The sequence below is a fragment of the Pseudomonas sp. TS_SC_3 genome (assembly GCF_056156225.1).
In genome coordinates this window covers 3,057,385-3,078,175 of record NZ_CM149586.1, presented here as the reverse complement: position 1 = coordinate 3,078,175, position 20,791 = coordinate 3,057,385, and the positions used below count along the sequence as shown (strand labels likewise).

The following is a 20,791-nucleotide window of genomic DNA, read 5'->3' as shown; positions in this document are numbered from 1 at the left end:
CGACGCAGCCGAATACGTTCCGTGTTTCGGCTATGCACCGGCCGGCGCGGCCTTAAGCATAGTGTGCGGCCGCGTAGCCCGAGGCCCAGGCCCACTGGAAGTTGAAACCGCCCAGGTGTCCCGTCACATCCAGCACTTCGCCGACAAAATACAGCCCCGGTGATTTCAGTGACTCCATGGTTTTCGACGACACTTCGCGGGTATCGACGCCACCGAGGGTTACCTCAGCGGTGCGGTAACCCTCGGTGCCGGCCGGCACCAGTTGCCAGTCGCCGAGCTGTTCGGCAATCGCCTTGAGCTCGGCGTGGGTGTACTGCTTCATCGGTTTGGAGGCGAACCAGTTGTCCGCCAGCAGCCCGGCCATCTTCTTGGTAAACAGCTCGGCGAGCAGGGTTTTCAGCTCGCTGTTGGGCCGCTCGCGCTGCTGCTCGGCCAGCCACTCGGGCAGGTCGATATGCGGCAGCAGGTTGATGCGGATGGCATCCCCAGGTTGCCAGAATGAGGAAATCTGCAGAATCGCCGGGCCGCTTAAGCCGCGATGGGTAAACAGGATATTTTCCTTGAAGCTCTGGCCATTGCAGCTCACCACACAGTCTTCCACCGAGGTGCCAGACAGTTCAGTGCACAGGGCCTTGAGCTGCGGGTCGGTGAGGGTGAAGGGCACCAGGCCGGCGCGGGTTGGCAGCAGCTCGTGGCCGAATTGCTTGGCCACCTGATAGCCAAAGCCAGTGGCGCCAAGAGTTGGAATCGACAGGCCGCCGGTGGCTATCACCAACGATTCACAGCGCACGGCGCCGGCGCTGGTTTGCAGCTGGTAGCCGCTGTCCCGTTTGCTGATCTCGCTGACCGAGGTGTCCAGGCGCAGCTCGACGCCGGCTTCATCGCACTCGCTCAGCAGCATAGTAAGAATGTCGCTGGCCTTGTTGTCGCAGAACAGCTGGCCGAGTTTCTTCTCGTGGTACGGCACGCCATGCTTGGCCACTAGGCCGATAAAGTCCCACTGGGTGTAGCGCGCCAGGGCCGATTTGCAGAAGTGTGGGTTTTCCGAGAGAAAGTTGCTCGGCTCGCAGTACATATTGGTGAAATTGCAGCGGCCACCGCCGGACATCAGGATTTTCTTGCCGGCCTTGTTGGCGTGATCCAGCAGCAGCACCTGACGGCCGCGCGCGGCAGCCGTCAATGCGCACATAAGCCCGGCGGCGCCGGCTCCGATAATCACGACCTGGGGTGTAAGCACAGCAATTTCCTCAACCTACGACGTGCGCCAAGGCCGGCGCAAAACAGCGCGCATAGTAACTGATGGCTGGGTGGGTGTGACTGGGCCGGCGGTCGACTAGGCTAAGGACTCTGTTCTCCTTGAAGGAGCCGCCGTTAATGAATCGACTGCGTGCGGGTCTGCTCTCGTTGGCGCTGCTGATGCCGTTGTATGGCGGCGCGGCCGACGCATTGCGCCTGGTCGCCGACCCGTGGCCACCCTTCACTGACAAAACGCTGCTGAACAACGGGTTGGCTTCCGATCTGGTGGTCACCGCCCTCAGCCGTGCCGGTTACACCAGCGACTATGCACAAGTGCCCTGGGAGCGCGCGGTGCGTGGCTTGCAGCAAGACACCTACGATGTGCTGATCAATGCCTGGTATACCGATGAGCGCGCGACGTTTGGCTATTACTCGCAGCCCTACTTGGTCAACCGCATCCGCTTTTTGCAGCGCAAGGGGGCCCAGATTGAGTTCCGCCAATTATCGGACTTGTACCCCTACAGCATTGCCGTGGTGCGCGGTTACGCCTATTCCAGCGCGTTTGATCAGGACAGCCGCCTGACCAAAGTAGGTGTGCTCAGTTTTGCCGTGGGCGTGCGCATGTTGCAGGCGCAGCGGGTGCAACTGACCTTGGAAGATGAGCTGGTCGCGCGCTTTCACCTGGGCCGGCACTTGACCGGCATGCGTAATCAGCTGGAGTTTTTGCCGCAGCCATTAAGTGAGAACGGTCTGCATATTCTGGTTAGCCGTCGGCACCCGCAGCATCAGCAGATTGCCGATGCCTTCAACAAGGCTATTAAGGCCATGCGTGCCGATGGCAGCTATGAGCAGGTTTTTCAGCGCCACGGTTTGTAGCGGGTCGCGGCCGCATTGCGCGGCCGCTGCCTGAGGTATTTACAGCGAGCGTACGCGCAGCGAGCGGCCTTTGATTTTGCCTTCGCTGAGGCAGTTGAGCGCCTTCAGGGCCAAGCTGCGCTCAACCGCGACATAGGCTTGGAAATCGAAGATGGCGATCTTGCCGACCTGCGCGCCGGGGATGCCCGCATCGCCGGTCAGCGCGCCGAGAATATCGCCGGGGCGCAGTTTGTCTTTACGCCCTGCGCCGATGCACAGGGTGATCATCGGCGGCTGCAGCGGCGCGCCACCCTGATTCTTCAAGCTGCTCAGTGGGTGCCAGTTAAGCGGCGCCTTTTGCAGGGTTTCGATGGCCTGGGCGCGATGGCCCTCGGCCGGGGCAACCAGGCTCATGGCCAAGCCCTTTTCACCGGCACGCCCGGTACGGCCGACACGGTGAATGTGAATTTCCGAATCACGTGCCAGCTCGACGTTGATCACCATGTCCAGCGCGTCTATATCCAGGCCGCGCGCGGCGACATCGGTGGCCACCAGTACCGACAGGCTGCGGTTGGCAAACATCGCCAGCACTTGATCGCGGTCACGTTGTTCCAGGTCACCGTTCAGCGCTGCGGCCGAAATACCTTTGGCGGTCAGGTGGTCGACCACTTCCTGGCACTGCTGTTTGGTAAAGCAGAAGGCCACGCAGGATTGTGGACGGTAGCAGTTGAGCAGCTTGACCACGGCGTCCATGCGCTCTTCCGGGGCGATTTCGTAGAAGCGCTGCTCAATTTGCGTGTCATCGTGAAAGGCGTCGGCTTTGACCTGTTGCGGGTCACGCATGAACTTCGCGGACAGCTGCTTGATGCTGCTCGGGTAGGTGGCGGAGAACAGCAGGGTTTGCCGGCGTGTGGGCGTTTGCTCGATGATTTCAGCGATGCTGTCGTAAAAACCCATGTCGAGCATGCGGTCGGCTTCGTCGAGCACCAGGGTGTTGAGGCCATCGAGTTTCAGCGTGCCCTTGCTCAGGTGCTGCTGAATACGCCCTGGCGTGCCGACGATGATCTGCGCGCCATGCTCCAGCGAGCCGATCTGCGGGCCGAACGGCACACCGCCGCATAGGGTCAGAATCTTGATGTTGTCAGCCGAGCGCGCCAGGCGACGCAACTCTTTGGCGACTTGGTCAGCCAGCTCGCGGGTCGGGCAGATCACCAGTGCCTGGCAGCCAAAGTAGCGCGGGTTAAGCGGGTTGAGCAGGCCGATGCCGAAGGCGGCGGTCTTGCCGCTGCCGGTTTTGGCCTGGGCAATCAGGTCCATGCCCTTGAGCATTACCGGCAGGCTCTGCGCCTGGATCGGGGTCATCTCGGTGTAACCAAGAGACTCGAGGTTCGCCAGCATGGCGGCGGAAAGCGGCAGAGAAGCGAAAGCGGTGTTGGTCACGGTACAGGCCTGCTAAACGAAATGGCGTGCAGTGTAACAGGCTCGCTGTGCAGGCTTAGCGCTAACGGTCGGCCGGTGTTTGCTGGCGGTTAGAACAGATCGATGGGGTCCACATCCAGTGACCAGCGAACCGCACGGCCGCTGGGCATCTGTTCCAATGCATGCATCCAAGTGTTGAGTAAGCGATGCAGCGGCGCGCGGGCGTTAGCCTGCACCAGCAGCTGGGCGCGATAGCGGCCGGCGCGGCGCTCCATTGGCGCTGGCACCGGGCCGAGCAACTCGATGCCGCTGAGTGTCAGCTCGCCCAGGAGTAACTCAGCTTCTGTGCAGGCGTCATCGAGAAAACCTTCAGCCTGGCCGGGTTTATGCGCTTCAGCGCGCAACAGGGCGAGGTGGCAGAACGGCGGCAGGCCCGCGCTGCGCCGTTCACTGAGGGCCTGCTCGGCGAAGGCGAAGTAGCCCTGCTCGGTCAGCTGCACCAATAAAGGATGGTCGGCCAGGTGGCTCTGGATAATCACCTTGCCCGGTTCCTCGGCGCGCCCAGCACGACCAGCGACCTGCACAATCAGCTGAGCCATGCGTTCGCTGGCGCGAAAATCGGCGGAAAACAGCCCGCCATCGGCATCCAGAATCGCCACCAAGGTCACGCGCGGAAAGTGGTGCCCCTTGGCGAGCATCTGCGTACCGACCAGGATGCAGGGCTCGCCGCGCTGCACGGTGTTGAACAGGGTGGTCATGGCCTCCTTGCGCGAGGTGCTGTCGCGGTCAACGCGCAGCACTGGCAGGTTGGGGAAGAGAATCTCCAGACGCTCTTCGGCGCGCTCAGTGCCGGCCCCTACCGGACGCAGGTCGACGTTGTGACATTTTGGGCAATTGTTCGGCTGGTGCTCGGCGTACCCGCAGTGGTGGCAGCGCAGCTCGCGCGAGCGCTGGTGTACGGTCATCCGCGCGTCGCAACGCGGGCACTCCGACAGCCAACCGCAGTCGTGACACAGCAGGGTCGGGGCGAAGCCGCGGCGGTTGAGGAACACCAGCACCTGCTGGCCGGCTTGCAGGGTCTGGGCGATGGCTTGCTGCATCGGGCCGGAGATGCCGGAATCGAGCGGCCGGCTTTTTACATCCAAGCGCAGAAAGCGCGGCTGCTTGGCGCCGCCGGCGCGTTCACGCAAGTGCAGCAGGGCATAACGGCCGTTGTGGGCGTTGTGCAGGCTTTCCAGCGAGGGCGTGGCTGAGCCGAGCACAATCGGGATGTTTTCTTGGTGCGCGCGCACCACGGCCAGGTCGCGAGCGTGATAGCGCAGGCCTTCCTGCTGTTTATAAGAGGCATCGTGCTCTTCATCGATGATGATCAGCCCCGGTCGCTGCATCGGGGTGAACAGCGCCGAGCGGGTGCCGATGATGATATCGGCCTCGCCATCGCGCGCCGCCAGCCAGGCGTCTAAGCGTTCGCGGTCATTTACCGCCGAATGCAGCAGGGCGATGCGCGCGTTGAAGCGCTGCTCGAAGCGCGCCAGGGTTTGCGGGCCGAGGTTGATCTCCGGGATCAGCACCAGGGCCTGCTTGCCGGCCTCGAGGGTTTCGCGGATCAGCTGCAGGTAAACCTCGGTTTTGCCGCTGCCGGTCACCCCGGCCAGGAGAAAGGCGTTGAAACTGCCAAAGCCCGAGCGGATCGCTTCGCTGGCCGCGCGCTGTTCGGCATTCAGGGGCAGTTCCGGCTGGGCCAGCCAGTTGGCGTGACGCTCGCTGGGTGCATGGCGGCGCACGTCGACCTTGACCAAGCCTTTTTCCAGCAGCAAGTCGAGGCTGTCCTTATTGAGCTGCAATTTGCTTAGCAGTGCATGGGCAACGCCGTGGGGGTGCTGGGCGAGCGTGCGCAGGGCGTCGCGCTGGCGCGGTGCGCGGCTTAGACGTGGATCGTCCAGCTGTGCGCCTGCAGTGACCGACCAGAAGCGCTGCTGGCGTACTTCCGCCGGCTCACCCTGGCGCAGCAGCACCGGCAGCGCCCAGCTCAGGGTGTCGCCAAGGCTGTGCTGGTAATACTGGGCGGTCCACAGGCACAGCTTGAACAACGCCGGCGGCAGTGGTGATTGGGCGTCGAGCAGTTGCAGGGCGGGCCTGAGTTTGTCTGCCGGGACTTCGCTGTGCTCGGTCACCTCAATCAGAATGCCGATCATCTCGCGCCGGCCAAACGGCACACGCAGCCGCGCACCGGGCTGCAGAGCGCTGCGCGGCACACCGTGTGGGGCACGGTAGTCAAACAGGCGGCGCAGTGGCGAGGGCAGGGCGAGGCGCAGAATGACGTCGGGCAAGCTGTGGCTCCTTGAGTCAGCGAGGCGCGATCTTAGCATGCAGCCAATCGACGGCCGGCCTTGCGTCGCGGCAGTGCTCTGGTATTATCGCCGGCCTAATTCCGTGCGGTACCTGACAATAGTGTCTGGTGGCGGCGCGACAGTCCTGAGGAATCACCATGAAAGCCGATATCCACCCGAACTATGTAGCCATCACCGCCACTTGCAGCTGTGGCAACGTGATCGAAACTCGCTCCACCCTGGGCAAAGCACTGCCTTTGGACGTGTGCAACGAGTGCCACCCGTTCTACACCGGCAAGCAGAAAATGCTGGATACCGGCGGCCGTGTTGATCGCTTCAAGCAGCGTTTCGGCATGTTCGGCGCTAAGCAAGAAGCATAAGTGCAGCGCCAGGCCTAATGGCGGGTTATGCATTATTGAAAAAGGCGTCCCTTGTGGGCGCCTTTTTTGTTTCCGGCTTTTATGTCAGCGCGGCGCTGGCGTTCTGCCCGGCGCCAGGCCACTTGTCCAGTGCCAAGGTGCAACGGGTGGTGGATGGCGACACCTTGCGCCTGGCTGATGGCCGCAATGTGCGCCTGATTGGTTTGAACAGCCCGGAGCTGGGCCGCCAAGGCCGGGCTGCCGAGCCGTTTGCCGACGCCGCCCGCACGCGTTTGCAGGCTCTGGTAGCCGCCAGCGGTGGCCAGGTTTCGTTGCGGTACGGTCAGCAAGCCAAGGATCACTACGGGCGCATCCTGGCGCATGCTTATGACAGCCGTGGGCGTAACCTAGAGGCACAGTTACTCGGCGAGGGCCTGGGCTATCGGGTAGCTGTTGCGCCTAACCTGGCGCTGGTGCAGTGCCAGCAAGCGGCCGAGCGCAGCGCGCGGCAGGCGCGGGTCGGGCTCTGGCAGCGCTCACCGGTAAAAGCTGCGGCGCAGCTGCAGCAGGGCGGCTTTGCTTTGCTTCGGGGGCGTATTGAGCGCATCGAGCGTAATCGCGGCGGGATGTGGTTGGAAATGGGCGATTCGCTGGTGCTGCATATCGCCCCGCGTGCGCTGGACAACTTTGACCTGCGAGCGGTCCAAGGGCTTGCAGGTCGCCAGGTCGAAGCTCGCGGCTGGGTGATCGACCGAGCCAAGCGTGGCGCTATGCGTAAGGGCCAAGCACGCTGGATGCTGCCGTTGACCGATAAGTCGATGCTGGAGGTGTTGCCATGATCATGCGGATATTGTCCTTACTGGTGCTGCTGCAACTGACGGGATGCGCGGTTAATCCGGCTACCGGGCAAAGTAACTTTGTGATGATGAGCGAGCAGCAAGAACTCGACCTTGGCCGCCGCTACAACCAGCAGATTCTTAAGGAAAACCCGCGTTACGCTGACGAAAAGCTGCAGGCCTATGTGCAGCAGGTCGGCGAGCGGGTGGCGAAAAACAGCCACCGCAACCAGCTGGCCTATCAGTTCACCGTGGTCGATAGCCCGGACATCAATGCTTTCGCCTTGCCGGGCGGCTACATCTATATCCATCGTGGGTTGCTGGCCTACCTTAGCTCGGAAGCCGAACTGGCCGCCGTACTCGGCCACGAAGTGGGCCATGTCACCGCGCGGCACAGCGTGCAGCAACAGAGCCAATCCACCGCTTGGGGTTTGCTGGGCCAGGCGGTGGCGATGGGCACTGGTGTGGGCGCCGCCGCGGATGTGACCGGTGTGTTGGGCAGCGCCTTTGTCCGTGGTTATGGCCGCGATATGGAGCTGGAAGCCGATGGCTTGGGCGCGCAGTACTTGGCCCGCAGCGGCTACGACCCGCAGGCGATGATCGAAGTGGTCAAGGTGCTGAAGAATCAGGAAGACTTCGCCCGCGACCAGGCCGCCGCGCGTGGTGAAGCGCAATCCGCCGGCGGTTATCACGGTATTTTTGACACGCACCCGGACAATGACCGGCGTCTGCAACAAGTACTGGGCCCCGCGCGGGCCTTGGCCACCGGCCGGCAGGAGGTTAATCGCGAGGCCTTTCTCAAGCATCTGGAGGGCTTGCCCTTTGGTGACTCAGCCGAAAGCGGCGTGCGTCGTGGCCAGCGGTTCTATCATGCGGATCTGAACTTTACTTTGGCCTTCCCTCAGGGCTGGAGTTTGCTCAATCGCCCGGATACGCTGATCGGTCACACCGCCGATCAGCAAGCGTTTATGGCCATGACCTTGGAAGATAACCCGCAGAAACTGACGCCGGCTGAGTTGCTGCGCCAGCGCGTCGGCGGTCAACGTTTGGTGGCCGAGGTTGAGTTACAACAGGCTGGCCTCAAAGGTTACAGCGCAGTGATTCCCGGGAATGCCGCCAAGCGCGTGGCGGTTGTCCAGCATGGCCCACGGGTTTACCTGTTTGTGGGGGCGGTACGCGGTCGCGCCTCGCTTGAAAGTCATGACGAGCAGTTTTTAAGCGTAATCAAAAGCTTTCGGCCGCTCACCACTGCTGAGCACAAAGAGGCGCAGCCACTGCGGTTACATAGGGTCAAAGTCAAACCCGGGCAGACTATCGAGGCGCTGGCCAAGGGCAGCAAATTGCCAGGCGATGCGCTGAAGACCTTACGCTTGCTCAATAACCTCTACCCGACCGGTCAGCCACGTACCGGTGATTGGCTGAAGGTCGTGCGTTAGGGCCTTCGTGCGTATACGGACTCGTCAGTCTTGTGCAGTTGTATACAACTTGCGTATGCTCGTTCGCCTGTTTGTTCACCAGTCCAAAAGCGGAAATTCCAATATGTCAGATATAAAAGCTGCCGCTCTCGATTATCACGCGAATCCCCGTCCGGGTAAGCTGAGTGTCGAGCTCACCAAGCCCACTGCAACCGCCCGCGATCTAGCCCTGGCTTACAGCCCTGGCGTCGCTGAGCCTGTGCGCGAAATCGCACGTGATCCGGAGCTGGCGTATCGCTACACCGGTAAAGGCAATCTGGTAGCAGTTATCTCTGACGGTACCGCTATCCTGGGCCTTGGCGACCTCGGTCCGCTGGCGTCCAAGCCGGTTATGGAAGGCAAAGGCGTGCTGTTCAAGCGCTTTGCCGGTATCGACGTATTCGACATCGAAGTCGAGTCCGAAAGCCCGCAGGCCTTTATCGACACCGTACGCCGCATCTCCATCACATTCGGTGGCATCAACCTGGAAGACATCAAGGCGCCTGAGTGCTTTGAAATCGAGCGCACGCTGATCGAGCAGTGCGACATTCCGGTATTCCACGATGACCAGCACGGCACCGCGATCGTCACGGCGGCCGGCATGCTTAATGCTCTGGAAATCGCCGGTAAAACCCTGCCTGAGGCCAAGATCGTTTGCCTAGGCGCCGGCGCTGCCGCCATCTCCTGCATGAAGCTGCTGGTGAGCATGGGTGCCAAGGTTGAGAACATCTTCATGGTCGACCGTAAAGGCGTGATCCATGCCGGCCGCGACGACCTGAATCAGTACAAAGCGGTATTCGCCAGCGAAACCAACAAGCGCACCCTGTCGGACGCACTGGACGGTGCTGACGTATTTGTTGGTTTGTCGGGCGCTAACTTGCTGGCTCCTGAAGACCTCAAGCGCATGGCGCCAAGCCCAATCGTATTTGCGTGCTCCAACCCGGATCCGGAGATTCAGCCGGAGCTGGCTCGCCAAGTGCGTGATGACGTGATCATGGCCACCGGTCGTTCCGACTACCCGAACCAGGTCAACAACGTGCTGGGCTTCCCGTTCATCTTCCGTGGTGCGCTGGACGTTCGCGCAACCCGCATCAACGAAGAGATGAAGATTGCTGCGGCCCTGGCGCTGCGTGATCTGGCCAAGCTGCCCGTGCCGCAGGAAGTCTGCGACGCCTACGGCGGTATCGCCCTGTCGTTCGGTCGTGAGTACATCATTCCGAAGCCGATGGACCCACGTCTGATCACTGTGGTCTGCGATGCGGTGGCCAAGGCTGCAATTGAAAGCGGTGTAGCGACCCTGCCGTATCCGAAGCATTACCCGCTGCAGTCGGTAAACGACGTGTTCAACGGCTAAGCGCCTCGCTTCAGAGCAATAAAAAACCCGCTTCGGCGGGTTTTTTATGGTCGCTAATTTGGTTGATAGCGCGTGTACCGTTGGCGACGTTAGAACAGGTCGATCGGCGCAGCTTCGTCGGCAGGTAATGGGCTACCAGGGATGTAGGTACCGGGCTCAAACTCACCCATTGGTGGCGGTGTATCTTCGCTCTTGAACAGTTCTAAGTAAGCATCCGGCGTGTCAGCAGTTGCCGCTCGGCCGCTGCGCGGGTCGATACGCAGGGTGAGTATACCGTCAGGTTCTGGCAGTAAATGGCTGGGCTTATCCTTAAGCGCGGCGCCCATGTAGCTCATCCAGATTGGCAACGCCACGGTGCCGCCGTATTCATTGCGCCCCAGGCTTTCCGGCTGATCGAAACCGGCCCACACCGTGGTGATGTAGTCGGCGTTATAACCGGAGAACCAGCTGTCTTTCGACTCGTTGGTGGTGCCGGTTTTGCCCGCCAAATCATCTCGCCCCAGCGCCATGGCGCGGCGCCCGGTGCCGCGCTTGATCACATCCTGAAGCATGCTGGTCATGATGTAAGCCGTGCGCCCATCGATGATCTGTTCGGCCAGAACAGGCTCCGGCAGCAGTGGCTGATCGCTGTTGCTGAGTGGTGCTGCGCTCTGCTGTTGGTGCGCGGCGATAGCTGTTGGTGTCTGCACTGGGTTGGCCTTGAACAGCTGCGTGCCGTTACGATCTTCAATGCGCTCAATCAGGTAAGGCTCAGTTTTGTAGCCACCGCTGGCAAACACGCTCCAGCCTTCCGCAATTTCCATTGGCGTCAGGCTTGCGGTGCCGAGGGCCATGGATAAGTTGGGCGGAAGGTCTTTTTTCTCAAAGCCAAAGCGCTCGATATAACTGCGGGTGCTTTCAATGCCAAGATCTTGCAGTAGGCGAATGGACACCAGGTTACGTGAGCGGTACAGGGCTTCGCGTAAGCGGATCGGGCCGAGGAAGGTGTTGTTATCGTTCTTCGGCCGCCAGACCTGCGACAGCGCGTCATCGGCAAACACAATGGGGGCATCATTCACCAAGGTGGCGGCGGTGTAGCCGTTGTCCAGCGCAGCACTGTAGACGAATGGCTTGAAGCTTGAGCCTGGCTGCCTTTTGGCTTGCACCGCGCGGTTGTAGTTGCTCTGCTCGAAGGAGAAACCACCGACTAGGGCGCGAATTGCGCCGTTGTTCGGGTCCAGCGAGACCAGCGCGCTTTGCGCGGCGGGTAGTTGAACAAAGCGTAGGCTGCCATCTTCCTGACGTTGCACACGTATCACGTCGCCTATTTTGCTGATATCCGCGGGCTGCTGTGGCCGTGGGCCAAGGCTATTGGTGTTGAGGAAGGGGCGGGCCCATTTCATGCTGTCCCAGGCTACGGCGTGTTCTTCGCCGTTACGCAGCAGGACCATGATCCCGCTTTTCTCAACGCTGGTCACAACAGCGGGTTCCAAACCGCCGAGCGATGTCAGCTTGCCTAGTTCACTCTGCCAGTTTTCCCGGGTCATGCCCGGTAAGCGGCTTTCTGGACCGCGATAGCCATGACGTTGGTCGTAGGTGATCAGCCCCTCGCGGACGGCGCTATTGGCGAGCTGTTGCAGGTCGCTGGGCACCGTGGTGGTGACGTTAAATCCCTCGGTGTAGGCATCGCTGCCATAACGCCCAACCATTTCAGCACGGGCCATCTCGGCAATATAAGGCGCTACCAGTTCGGGCGTTGGCACGTGGTAGCTGACGTTGATCGGCTCGGCCAATGCGTCTTCATAGCGCTGCTTATCGATGCGCCCCAGGCTGTACATGCGCCCTAAAATCCAGTCGCGGCGCTCCATCGAGCGGGTAGGGTTCGCCAAGGGGTTGTAGCGTGAAGGGGCTTTCGGTAGGCCTGCGATCATCGCCATCTGCGCAAGGCTGGCTTCGCGGATGGACTTTCCGTAATAAACCTGTGATGCCGCTTCGATACCGTAAGCGCGGTTGCCTAAATAAATTTTATTTACATAGAGTTCAAGAATTTCATTCTTACTGAGTTCGCGTTCAATTTGCAGGGCAAGCAGTATCTCGTTGATCTTGCGTGAAAAACTTTTCTCGTTAGTGAGAAAGAAGTTCTTTGCCACTTGCATGGTGATGGTGCTACCACCCGTTTGAATCTGGCCACTTTTCAAGATTTGCGTTGCAGCGCGCATCAGGCTGGTAAGGTCGACGCCATAATGGTTAGCAAAGTTATCGTCTTCCGCCGAGAGCAAGGCATCGATGAAATCCTTGGGGATGTCGGCGAAGGCAATCGGTGAGCGGCGCATTTCGCCGAATTCAGCGATCAGCTTGGCATCGCTGCTGTACACGCGCAGGGGAATCTGCAGCTGAATGCTGCGTAGCGAGTCGACGGACGGAAGGCTAGGGCTAAGATAGAGGAAGGCCCCGCTGAAACTGAGTACCAGGCCACAAAAAATGGCGAGGCAAGACCAGCAGAAAAACCGCAAAAGACACATCAAGATTTTTGGATTTCCAGATAAAAGAACGAGTTAAGCGAAACACAAGGTTAAAAGAGAAAAACTGATCACATTATAAGCGGTTTTTTTGCCGGGTAGCCATTTGCGCTTCTGTCAAGACTGTTATTTAATGTGAAAAAACATAAATAGTCCGTAAGTCGCGGATGCCAATAGGAAATCGGTCGTGCTAGGGCTCTTCAATAAGAAAGCGAATACGCTACTCGGGATCGATATCAGTTCGACCTCGGTCAAGCTCCTCGAATTGAGCCGCTCCGGAAGCCGCTACAAAGTAGAGGCCTACGCAGTGGAGCCGCTACCGCCAAATGCGGTGGTCGAAAAGAATATCGCTGACCTCGAAGGCGTCGGTCAGGCTCTTTCGCGCGTCCTTACTAAAGCCAAAAGCGGCGTGAAGTCTGTTGCAGTGGCCGTGGCAGGTTCCGCTGTGATTACCAAGACCATCGAGATGGAAGCTGGGCTTTCCGATGATGAGCTGGAAAATCAGCTGAAGATTGAAGCCGACCAGTACATTCCTTACCCGCTTGAAGAAGTAGCAATCGACTTCGAGGTGCAGGGCGCGTCAGCACGTAACGCTGACCGTGTCGAAGTGCTGCTTGCGGCCTGCCGCAAGGAGAACGTGGAGGTACGCGAGGCCGCGCTGGCGCTGGCTGGTCTGACCGCCAAAGTAGTTGATGTCGAAGCCTATGCCTTAGAGCGTGCATACGGGTTGTTGGTTGATCAGCTAGGAGGCGGTCGTGATGAGCTGACGGTTGCAGTCGTCGATATCGGCGCAACCATGACTACGCTCAGCGTTCTGCACAACGGGCGCACGATTTATACGCGCGAGCAGTTGTTTGGCGGTAAGCAACTCACCGAAGAAATTCAACGGCGTTATGGCTTGTCCGTTGAAGAAGCCGGCCTTGCTAAAAAGCAGGGAGGGTTGCCTGATGACTATGACAGCGAAGTGCTGCAGCCTTTCAAAGAGGCAGTGGTTCAGCAGGTTGCCCGCTCCCTACAGTTCTTCTTCGCCGCAGGCCAATACAACGATGTTGACTACATCCTGCTCGCTGGTGGTACGGCCTCAATCCCGGATCTCGATCGTTTGATCCAGCAGAAAATAGGCACGCAGACGCTGGTTGCCAACCCATTCGCTGAGATGGCACTGAGTAGCAAGGTCAATGCCGGCGCGCTCGCCAGTGATGCCCCGGCCTTGATGATTGCCTGTGGCCTGGCGATGAGGAGTTTCGACTAATGGCGCGGATTAACTTACTCCCTTGGCGTGAACAGTTACGCGAAGAGCGCAAACAGCGGTTCCTGGTAACCCTTGCCGGTGTGTTTATTGTTGCGGCCGGTGCTGTGTTTTTAGGCGATCAGTACCTCAATAGTGCGATTGAACAACAAAACGCTCGAAATGAATTTGTCCGCAAAGAAATTGCTGTGCTGGATGCGCGCATCAAAGAAATCAGTGAGCTTAAAACTCGCCGTCAGCAGCTTCTTGAGCGCATGAAGATTATTCAGGACCTACAAGGTAATCGGCCTATTATCGGGCGCGTATTTGATCAGTTAGTTCGAACCTTGCCGGACGGTGTGTACTTTACGGGCATAAAAATGACCGCGAAAAATATCGCTATCGTAGGCGCCGCTGAATCGAACAACCGCGTATCGAACCTGATGCGTAACTTGGACGCGTCAGAATGGTTAACGGCACCCAATCTCACTGAGGTTAAATCTGTGACAGCCGGTGCGGTAGATCAAGCAAATGTCTTTCAGTTGAGCGTGCAGCAGACCCAGCCTGTGCCTGCTGCAGAGGGGGCCAAGCAATGAGTCTTAATGATTCTTTAGAGAGCCTGCGTCAGATCGATTTGAATGACCTTGACTTTAATAACGTGGGCTCTTGGCCTGCTGCAGTAAAGTTTATTGCCGGTGCGTTGTTGTTAGTAGCAGTTATTGCGCTTGGCTACAATTTTCACCTCAAGGATTTACAGGCCAGCTTGGAAGCCAAGCAAGCTGAAGAGGTTTCACTCAAAGAGCAGTTTTCAAGTAAGGCTTTTCAAGCGGCAAACTTAGATGCCTATAAGGAGCAAATGCAGGAGATGGAGGTTTCTTTTGGTGCCCTGTTGAAACAGTTGCCAAGTGATACTGAAGTGCCCGGCTTGCTCGAGGACATAACACGAACCGGATTGGGCAGTGGCTTAGAGTTTGAAGAAATCAAGCTTCTGCCTGAAGCTGCACAGCAATTTTATATAGAACTTCCCATACAAATTACTGTCGTGGGTGCTTATCACGATTTGGCGACTTTTGTCAGTGGTGTTGCGAGCCTTCCACGGATTGTCACGCTGCATGACTTTGATCTGGTTCCGGCTAATGATGATGGCTCATCTAAGTTGCGCATGAGTATATTGGCCAAAACTTATCGCTATAACGATAAGGGGGAGGCGCAATGAAGTTGATTAAGTCTGTATTGTTTTTGTCGTTTTTTATTATTTCTGGCTGTGGCCAGAATGGTGGCTTCGCTGACCTTCAAGCCTACATGGATGAAGTGCGAGCCCGCCCTAAGGGTGAGATTGAGCCGCTGCCAACATTTCAGCCATATGAGAGTTTTACATACAGTGCTGCCGCATTGAGAAGTCCATTTCAGCCGCCAGTTAAACTGGAGATGGCCGATAGGCAAAAGGGCTCGAAGAATGTTAAGCCTGATGAGGCGCGGACAAAGCAATTTCTAGAAGGCTTCAATATAGAAAACTTTGTCATGGTCGGCACCTTAGCGAATGACTCAGTTGCTTACGCGCTAGTAAGTGGCGCGGGTGGCGTGCACCGAGTTAGGGTTGGTGATTATCTTGGCCGCAACCATGGCCGAATACTTGCTATAGACGAATCAAAAGTTGATGTAGTTGAAATCGTTCCGGATGGCGAGGGTGGTTGGTTAGAGCGGCCGCGTAGCTTGTCCCTTAAGGAGCGCTCTTAATCAGAGCGGAGTGACTATGAAAAAAAATAACCGATCTGCTCAGCGGAATATGATTATGAACATATCTCCCTCTTTTTTAGGGCTCTCTCTTTTGGCGGCACTGCTGTCGCCATCTCTAATGGCCGCAGACTTACAGGCGCTTGATGTCTCTGCTTTGCCTGGAGATCGTGTCGAGTTAAAACTTACATTTGATGAGCCTGTGCTTGCCCCGCGAGGCTATACCATCGAGCAGCCGGCACGTATCGCGCTTGATCTGCCGGGGGTGTCAAACAAGCTGGGCGTAAAGACTAGAGAGCTGGGTGCAGGTAATGCGCGCAGTGTGACCGTTGTTGAGGCAAAAGACCGCACACGGCTCATTATCAATCTAACTAATCTATCGCCTTACAATACGCGCGCTGAAGGTAACAATCTTTTTGTTGTTGTAGGCGAGGGCGGCAGTGCAGTTTCCAGCATTCCGCCTGTAGCATCGGCGCCTGTGGTGACCACAAAGAAATATGTGCCCCAATCCAACGCGATTAGCAACATAGACTTCCAGCGCGGCGAGCAGGGTGAAGGTAATATTGTGATTACTTTGTCTGACTCATCTATTACGCCTGATATACAAGATCAAGGCGGGAAAATTCGTTTAGATTTTGCGGGGACCCAGTTGCCGGAGTCCCTTAGGGTGAAGCTGGACGTCAAAGACTTTGCAACGCCTGTTCAGTACGTAAGTGCTACAGGCACTGCTAACAAGTCCAGTGTTGTTATTGAGCCGACGGGCGTTTATGACTACTTAGCCTATCAGACGGATAACAAACTTACGATCAGCGTAAAGCCGCTAACCCAGGGCGAGGCGGATCTGCGTAAGGCGGAAAGCTTCTCTTATACGGGAGAAAAGCTGTCCCTGAATTTCCAAGACATTGATGTTCGTTCTGTTTTGCAGTTGATTGCAGATTTTACGGACCTCAATCTGGTTGCGAGTGATACGGTTGCTGGCAATATCACATTGCGTCTGCAGAACGTCCCGTGGGATCAGGCTCTTGATCTGGTGCTTAAAACCAAGGGACTCGACAAGCGCAAAGTGGGCAACGTACTGCTGGTTGCACCGGCCGATGAAATAGCGGCGCGCGAGCGTCAAGAGCTTGAGTCCAAAAAACAGGTTGCTGACCTTGCGCCTTTGCGACGCGAGCTTATCCAGGTTAACTATGCGAAAGCCTCTGACATGGCGCAGCTGTTTCAGTCTGTGACAAGTGCGGACGGTGCCGTGGCTGAGCGCGGCTCGGTAACTGTTGATGACCGGACTAACAGCATTATTGCGTACCAAACTCAAGAGCGACTTGATGAGCTGCGCCGGATTGTTGCGCAACTGGATGTGGCCGTACGCCAGGTAATGATTGAGGCTCGTATTGTCGAGGCTAACGTCGATTATGATAAAGCTTTGGGGGTGCGTTGGGGAGGATCTGCCACGCGTGGTAACTGGAGTGCATATGGTAAAGATGGTGCTCAATCATTTAATGATGAGGGGCAGCGACTTTTACCGGGTACGGATACCGTTGGCGGATTCACGCTTGAAGACGGTGTAGCTCCTGTTCCGTTTGTAGATATGGGTGTGCTTGGGAGCACATCGGGTATCGGCATTGGCTTTTTGACTGATAATGTTGTTTTGGATCTTCAGCTCTCTGCCATGGAGAAAACCGGTAACGGTGAAATCATTTCTCAGCCCAAGGTGGTTACCTCTGATAAAGAAACCGCGAAGATCCTTAAGGGTTCCGAAATTCCATACCAAGAAGCAAGCTCTAGCGGTGCCAGCACTACTTCGTTTAAAGAAGCGGCCCTGTCTCTTGAGGTAACGCCACAAATCACCCCGGATAATCGAATTATCATGGAAGTTAAGGTGACCAAAGATGCCCCGGATTTTGCTCGTGCGTTGAATGGTGTACCGCCAATCAATAAGAACGAAGTTAACGCCAAGGTTCTTGTGAGTGACGGTGAGACAATCGTGTTGGGTGGCGTGTTCTCCAACACTCAAACCAAAGGTGTGGAGAAGGTTCCTTTCCTTGGTGACCTGCCCTACTTGGGGCGTTTGTTCCGGCGCGACATCGTTCAGGATAACAAGTCCGAGCTCTTGGTTTTTCTTACCCCGCGCATCATGAATAATCAAGCCATTGCGGTGAGTCGCTGATTCAGTGCGCAACTTGATTCTTGTTGGCCCGATGGGCGCGGGTAAAAGCACCATCGGGCGTTTGTTGGCTAAAGAGCTGCGGTTGCCGTTCAAAGACTCTGATAAAGAGATTGAGCAGCGCACAGGAGCGGATATTCCGTGGATCTTCGATGTTGAAGGTGAGCAGGGTTTCCGTGAGCGCGAGCAGGCGGTTATCGCAGAGCTTTGCGATGTCGACGGAATGGTCTTGGCCACCGGTGGTGGTGCGGTAATGCGCGGTGAAAATCGTGCTGCACTGAGGCGCGGTGGTCATGTGGTTTATCTGCATGCTTCCGTCGAGCAGCAGGTTGACCGTACTTCGCGAGACCGTAATCGTCCTCTGTTACGCTCCGCTGATCCCGGCAAGGTATTGGCGGAGTTGTTTGCACTTCGCGATCCGCTTTATCGTGAAATTGCCGATGTGGTGGTTGAAACCGACGAACGTCCTCCGCGCTTGGTGGTGCAAGAGATCCTTGAGCGCCTTGAAGCGCTTTCTCCCCGTTAAAGCCTAGGCTGAACTGCGTTATCCTAGCCCTCTTTGTAATCTGGGGGCTTTATGCAGACTCTTCATGTCGATCTTGGTGACCGTAGCTACCCGATTTACATCGGTGCTGAGTTGTTGGCACGTGATGATTTGCTGGCCGCGCACATCATCGGGCGGCAAGTCGCGATCGTAACGAATGAGACCGTTGCCCCTCTTTATCTGGCTGCACTTGAGCGTTCGCTCGAAGGTCGCGTGGTTACGTCTGTCGTGCTGCCTGATGGCGAGAGCTATAAAACGTGGGAAACCCTGCAGCTGATTTTTGACGGGTTGCTGGGTGCGCGACATGACCGGCGTACCACGGTCATTGCCCTCGGAGGCGGTGTCATCGGCGATATGGCGGGATTTGCGGCAGCTTGTTATCAGCGCGGCGTGAATTTCATTCAGGTACCCACCACCCTGTTGTCACAGGTTGATTCCTCTGTCGGTGGCAAGACGGGTATCAATCACCCGCTTGGCAAAAACATGGTCGGGGCTTTTTATCAGCCGCAAGCGGTACTGATTGATACAACAACGCTAAATTCCCTGCCGGCGCGTGAGCTGTCCGCTGGTTTGGCCGAGGTGATCAAGTACGGTTTGATTTGCGATGAGCCCTTCCTGTCGTGGCTTGAGGCACATATGCCAGCATTGCGCGCTCTTGATCAGGCGGCGCTGACTGAGGCGATTGCCCACTCCTGTGCCGCCAAGGCGCGGGTGGTGGCCGCTGATGAGCGTGAGTCGGGGGTGCGTGCGACGTTAAATCTTGGGCATACCTTTGGCCATGCTATCGAGACGCACCAAGGCTATGGTGTTTGGCTGCACGGTGAGGCTGTGGCTGCTGGCACGGTCATGGCGTTGGACATGTCGGAGCGCTTGGGTTGGATTACATCATTCGAGCGTGAGCGTGCAGTTCGTTTGTTTGTTGCCGCCGGTCTACCGGTTGTTCCTCCTGAAACGATGACGGCGGAGGACTTTATGGAGCATATGGCGGTCGACAAAAAGGTTCTCGATGGCAAGTTACGCCTGGTCTTGCTACGCAGCTTGGGTGAAGCGGTTGTGACCGGCGATTTCCCCCGAGAAATTTTGAATGCCACGCTGAACGCAGACTATGCGGCGCAGCTGGCTCAGCTTAAAAATTAACGAGTGCCCCATGACAAGTTTGCATGCTGACGAGGCGTTTCTCGATCACTACCAGTTCACTCATGACCCCTTCGCGCCGCGGGTGCCGGGTTTCAAGTTCTTTCCGGCGCAGCGTAAGCCTGTGCTCGGGCAGCTGCACCACCTGGCGCGCTACAGCCAGCTGTTATTGGTGGTCAGTGGTCCGGATGGCAGCGGTAAAACCCTGCTGCGTCAGGCATTGGTAGCCAGCACCAACAAGCAGTCGGTGCAGAGCGTGGTGGTATCCGCTAAAGGTGTCTCTGATCCCGCAAGCATTTTGCGCCAGATCGCGCAGGGCTTGCAGATTCAGCGCCCAGAGTTGCCGGCCATTCTTGCGCAGGTTGGGCAGTTGGCGCTGACCGGGCAGGAAGTCTATGTGCTGGTTGATGATGCCGAGGATCTTAGCGATGCTGCGTTGACCGGCTTATTGGGCCTTGCTCAAGGTAATGCCGAAGGCCGTCCGCATGTATTTCTGTTTGCCGAGTCGCAGCTGTTGCCGCGTTTGGAAGGTTTTGCGGCGGGTGATGAGAGTTTCCATGTCATCGAATTGCAGTCTTACAGCGAGGAAGAAACGCGGGAGTACCTGGCCCAGCGTCTTGAGGGTGCGGCGCAAGGGATTGAGGTGTTTAGCGATGACCAAGTTGCTGACATCCATGAGCAGTCTGGCGGCTGGCCGGGTGTAATTAACCAGGTTGCCCGGGAGTCGCTGGTTGAGGCGATGTTGGCGCAACGCGGCGCAGCGAGCCGTCGTGGTTTCTCCTTTGGCTTACCGCGTAAGCACTTACTGGCTCTGTGCGTAGTGGCCATTGGGGTGCTGGCTGCCTGGCTTATGCAGGGGCGCAGTGGTGAAGACGCCGCGGTACCGGTTATTGCTCAGTTGCCACTCGATGGGAGTGTTGCGCCTGATGTGGCGGCGTCACCTGATGCTGCTGCTGCTGCTGCTGCTGCGGTTGCACCTGCCATTCAGTTTGAGGGCGCAAATCAGCCGTTGCCGCTGCCTTTGGTCGGTGAGGCTCAGCCTGTGATTCGTGAGCCGTTGGCGCGGGCTGCGGGCTTGAGTGGTGCAGAAGAAGCTGATTCGGCGGGTGCTTCCAGTGCTGCGGATGTTACGCCAGAGCCCGCGCCCGTGGTGCCGGTCAGCGCCCCGGTTGCGCCTGTGGTGGCGGCGCCGGTCAAGGTGGCGCCTGCAGTTGCGCCGCCTGCCGCACCCGTCCCGCAAAAGGTTGCGCCGGTCGCTGCCGTGCCGCCGCCGGCCAAACCGCAAGCACCGCCGGCAGCAGCCAAGTCTGTTGCAGGTGCTGATTGGTATGCCGCTCAGGCTGGTTCGCGCTTTACCTTGCAGATACTTGGTGCGCGTCTGGAAAGTGCGGCGCAGGCTTTTGTAAAAACCCATGGCGCGGATTACCACTACTTCAAGAAGCAGCACCAAGGTAAGCCGCTGTTTGTCGTTACCTACGGCAGTTTTGCAACGCGCGATGCGGCGCAGGCGGCCTTGCGTACACTGCCCGCGAAAGTGCAGGCTGGTAAGCCGTGGCCGCGCAACTTCGCCGGTATTCAGCAAGAAATTGCTCAGGGTCGCTAGCTAATACGCATAAGTGTCTGCGCTGACCGATGGGTCGCTAACACGA

The 20,791-nt window shown here is 57.9% G+C and carries 17 protein-coding genes; 13 read left to right on the top strand and 4 right to left on the bottom strand.

What is annotated here, in order from left to right:
* Window positions 1–52: 52 nt before the first annotated feature.
* The gene (locus AC0J6G_RS14585) at window positions 53–1,237 is read right to left on the bottom strand and encodes a BaiN/RdsA family NAD(P)/FAD-dependent oxidoreductase (protein ID WP_475248859.1); all 1,185 of its coding nucleotides are present in this window, start codon (window positions 1,235–1,237) and stop codon (window positions 53–55) included.
* 137 nt (window positions 1,238–1,374) lie between these two features.
* Here AC0J6G_RS14585 and AC0J6G_RS14580 point away from each other — a divergent pair, with 137 nt between their 5' ends.
* Window positions 1,375–2,112, top strand: coding sequence for a substrate-binding periplasmic protein (locus AC0J6G_RS14580; RefSeq protein WP_475248857.1), 738 nt, complete (start codon window positions 1,375–1,377; stop codon window positions 2,110–2,112).
* A gap of 39 nt (window positions 2,113–2,151) precedes the next feature.
* On the opposite strand, the gene dbpA is transcribed toward AC0J6G_RS14580, so the two are convergent.
* Together dbpA and AC0J6G_RS14570 are read right to left on the bottom strand one after the other, a co-directional pair.
* The gene (gene dbpA, locus AC0J6G_RS14575) at window positions 2,152–3,531 is read right to left on the bottom strand and encodes an ATP-dependent RNA helicase DbpA (RefSeq protein WP_475248856.1); all 1,380 of its coding nucleotides are present in this window, start codon (window positions 3,529–3,531) and stop codon (window positions 2,152–2,154) included.
* Between the two features lie 89 nt (window positions 3,532–3,620).
* Window positions 3,621–5,840, bottom strand: a complete 2,220-nt coding sequence (locus tag AC0J6G_RS14570) for a primosomal protein N' (protein ID WP_475248854.1) — start codon at window positions 5,838–5,840, stop codon at window positions 3,621–3,623.
* Between the two features lie 158 nt (window positions 5,841–5,998).
* Here AC0J6G_RS14570 and rpmE point away from each other — a divergent pair, with 158 nt between their 5' ends.
* The 4 genes from rpmE (at window position 5,999) to AC0J6G_RS14550 (ending at window position 9,843) form a co-directional block, all read left to right on the top strand.
* Window positions 5,999–6,220 carry a 50S ribosomal protein L31 gene (gene rpmE, locus AC0J6G_RS14565; RefSeq protein WP_090240350.1) on the top strand — a complete coding sequence of 74 codons (222 nt, stop codon included), beginning with the start codon at window positions 5,999–6,001 and terminating at the stop codon, window positions 6,218–6,220.
* Window positions 6,221–6,237: 17 nt separating this feature from the next.
* Complete coding sequence (locus tag AC0J6G_RS14560) at window positions 6,238–7,038, top strand: thermonuclease family protein (RefSeq protein WP_475248853.1); 801 nt, start codon at window positions 6,238–6,240, stop codon at window positions 7,036–7,038.
* Window positions 7,035–8,471 carry a M48 family metalloprotease gene (locus tag AC0J6G_RS14555; protein WP_475248851.1) on the top strand — a complete coding sequence of 479 codons (1,437 nt, stop codon included), beginning with the start codon at window positions 7,035–7,037 and terminating at the stop codon, window positions 8,469–8,471. Before AC0J6G_RS14560 ends, AC0J6G_RS14555 begins: the two co-directional genes overlap by 4 nt.
* Window positions 8,472–8,574: 103 nt before the next feature.
* On the top strand, window positions 8,575–9,843 hold the full coding sequence (locus tag AC0J6G_RS14550; protein WP_475248849.1) for a malic enzyme-like NAD(P)-binding protein: 1,269 nt from the start codon (window positions 8,575–8,577) through the stop codon (window positions 9,841–9,843).
* 89 nt (window positions 9,844–9,932) lie between these two features.
* Here AC0J6G_RS14550 and AC0J6G_RS14545 read toward each other — a convergent pair whose 3' ends face one another.
* Window positions 9,933–12,344, bottom strand: coding sequence for a penicillin-binding protein 1A (locus AC0J6G_RS14545; RefSeq protein WP_475253772.1), 2,412 nt, complete (start codon window positions 12,342–12,344; stop codon window positions 9,933–9,935).
* Window positions 12,345–12,528: 184 nt separating this feature from the next.
* Between AC0J6G_RS14545 and AC0J6G_RS14540 the strand changes: the two genes are divergently transcribed.
* From AC0J6G_RS14540 to AC0J6G_RS14505, 8 genes are read left to right on the top strand one after another with little or no spacing between them, the layout of a single operon-like run.
* Window positions 12,529–13,593 (top strand): pilus assembly protein PilM, encoded by a 1,065-nt coding sequence (locus AC0J6G_RS14540; RefSeq protein ID WP_475248847.1) that lies wholly within the window; start codon window positions 12,529–12,531, stop codon window positions 13,591–13,593.
* Window positions 13,593–14,165 (top strand): type 4a pilus biogenesis protein PilN, encoded by a 573-nt coding sequence (gene pilN / locus AC0J6G_RS14535; RefSeq protein ID WP_475248845.1) that lies wholly within the window; start codon window positions 13,593–13,595, stop codon window positions 14,163–14,165. The genes AC0J6G_RS14540 and pilN overlap by 1 nt, the downstream gene beginning before the upstream one ends.
* A complete protein-coding gene (gene pilO, locus AC0J6G_RS14530; protein ID WP_475248843.1) occupies window positions 14,162–14,785 on the top strand; it encodes a type 4a pilus biogenesis protein PilO in 624 nt (207 codons plus the stop codon). Before pilN ends, pilO begins: the two co-directional genes overlap by 4 nt.
* Window positions 14,782–15,306 (top strand): type 4a pilus biogenesis lipoprotein PilP, encoded by a 525-nt coding sequence (gene pilP, locus AC0J6G_RS14525; RefSeq protein WP_475248841.1) that lies wholly within the window; start codon window positions 14,782–14,784, stop codon window positions 15,304–15,306. Before pilO ends, pilP begins: the two co-directional genes overlap by 4 nt.
* A 55-nt stretch (window positions 15,307–15,361) precedes the next feature.
* Window positions 15,362–17,467 carry a type IV pilus secretin PilQ gene (locus AC0J6G_RS14520; protein ID WP_475253770.1) on the top strand — a complete coding sequence of 702 codons (2,106 nt, stop codon included), beginning with the start codon at window positions 15,362–15,364 and terminating at the stop codon, window positions 17,465–17,467.
* A 4-nt stretch (window positions 17,468–17,471) separates the two neighbouring features.
* Entirely contained in the window at window positions 17,472–17,990 is a 519-nt protein-coding gene (aroK, locus tag AC0J6G_RS14515; RefSeq protein WP_475248839.1) for a shikimate kinase AroK, read from the top strand.
* Window positions 17,991–18,041: 51 nt separating this feature from the next.
* Window positions 18,042–19,145 carry a 3-dehydroquinate synthase gene (gene aroB, locus AC0J6G_RS14510; protein ID WP_475248838.1) on the top strand — a complete coding sequence of 368 codons (1,104 nt, stop codon included), beginning with the start codon at window positions 18,042–18,044 and terminating at the stop codon, window positions 19,143–19,145.
* A 10-nt stretch (window positions 19,146–19,155) separates the two neighbouring features.
* The gene (locus tag AC0J6G_RS14505) at window positions 19,156–20,745 is read left to right on the top strand and encodes an AAA family ATPase (RefSeq protein WP_475248836.1); all 1,590 of its coding nucleotides are present in this window, start codon (window positions 19,156–19,158) and stop codon (window positions 20,743–20,745) included.
* Window positions 20,746–20,791 lie beyond the last annotated feature (46 nt).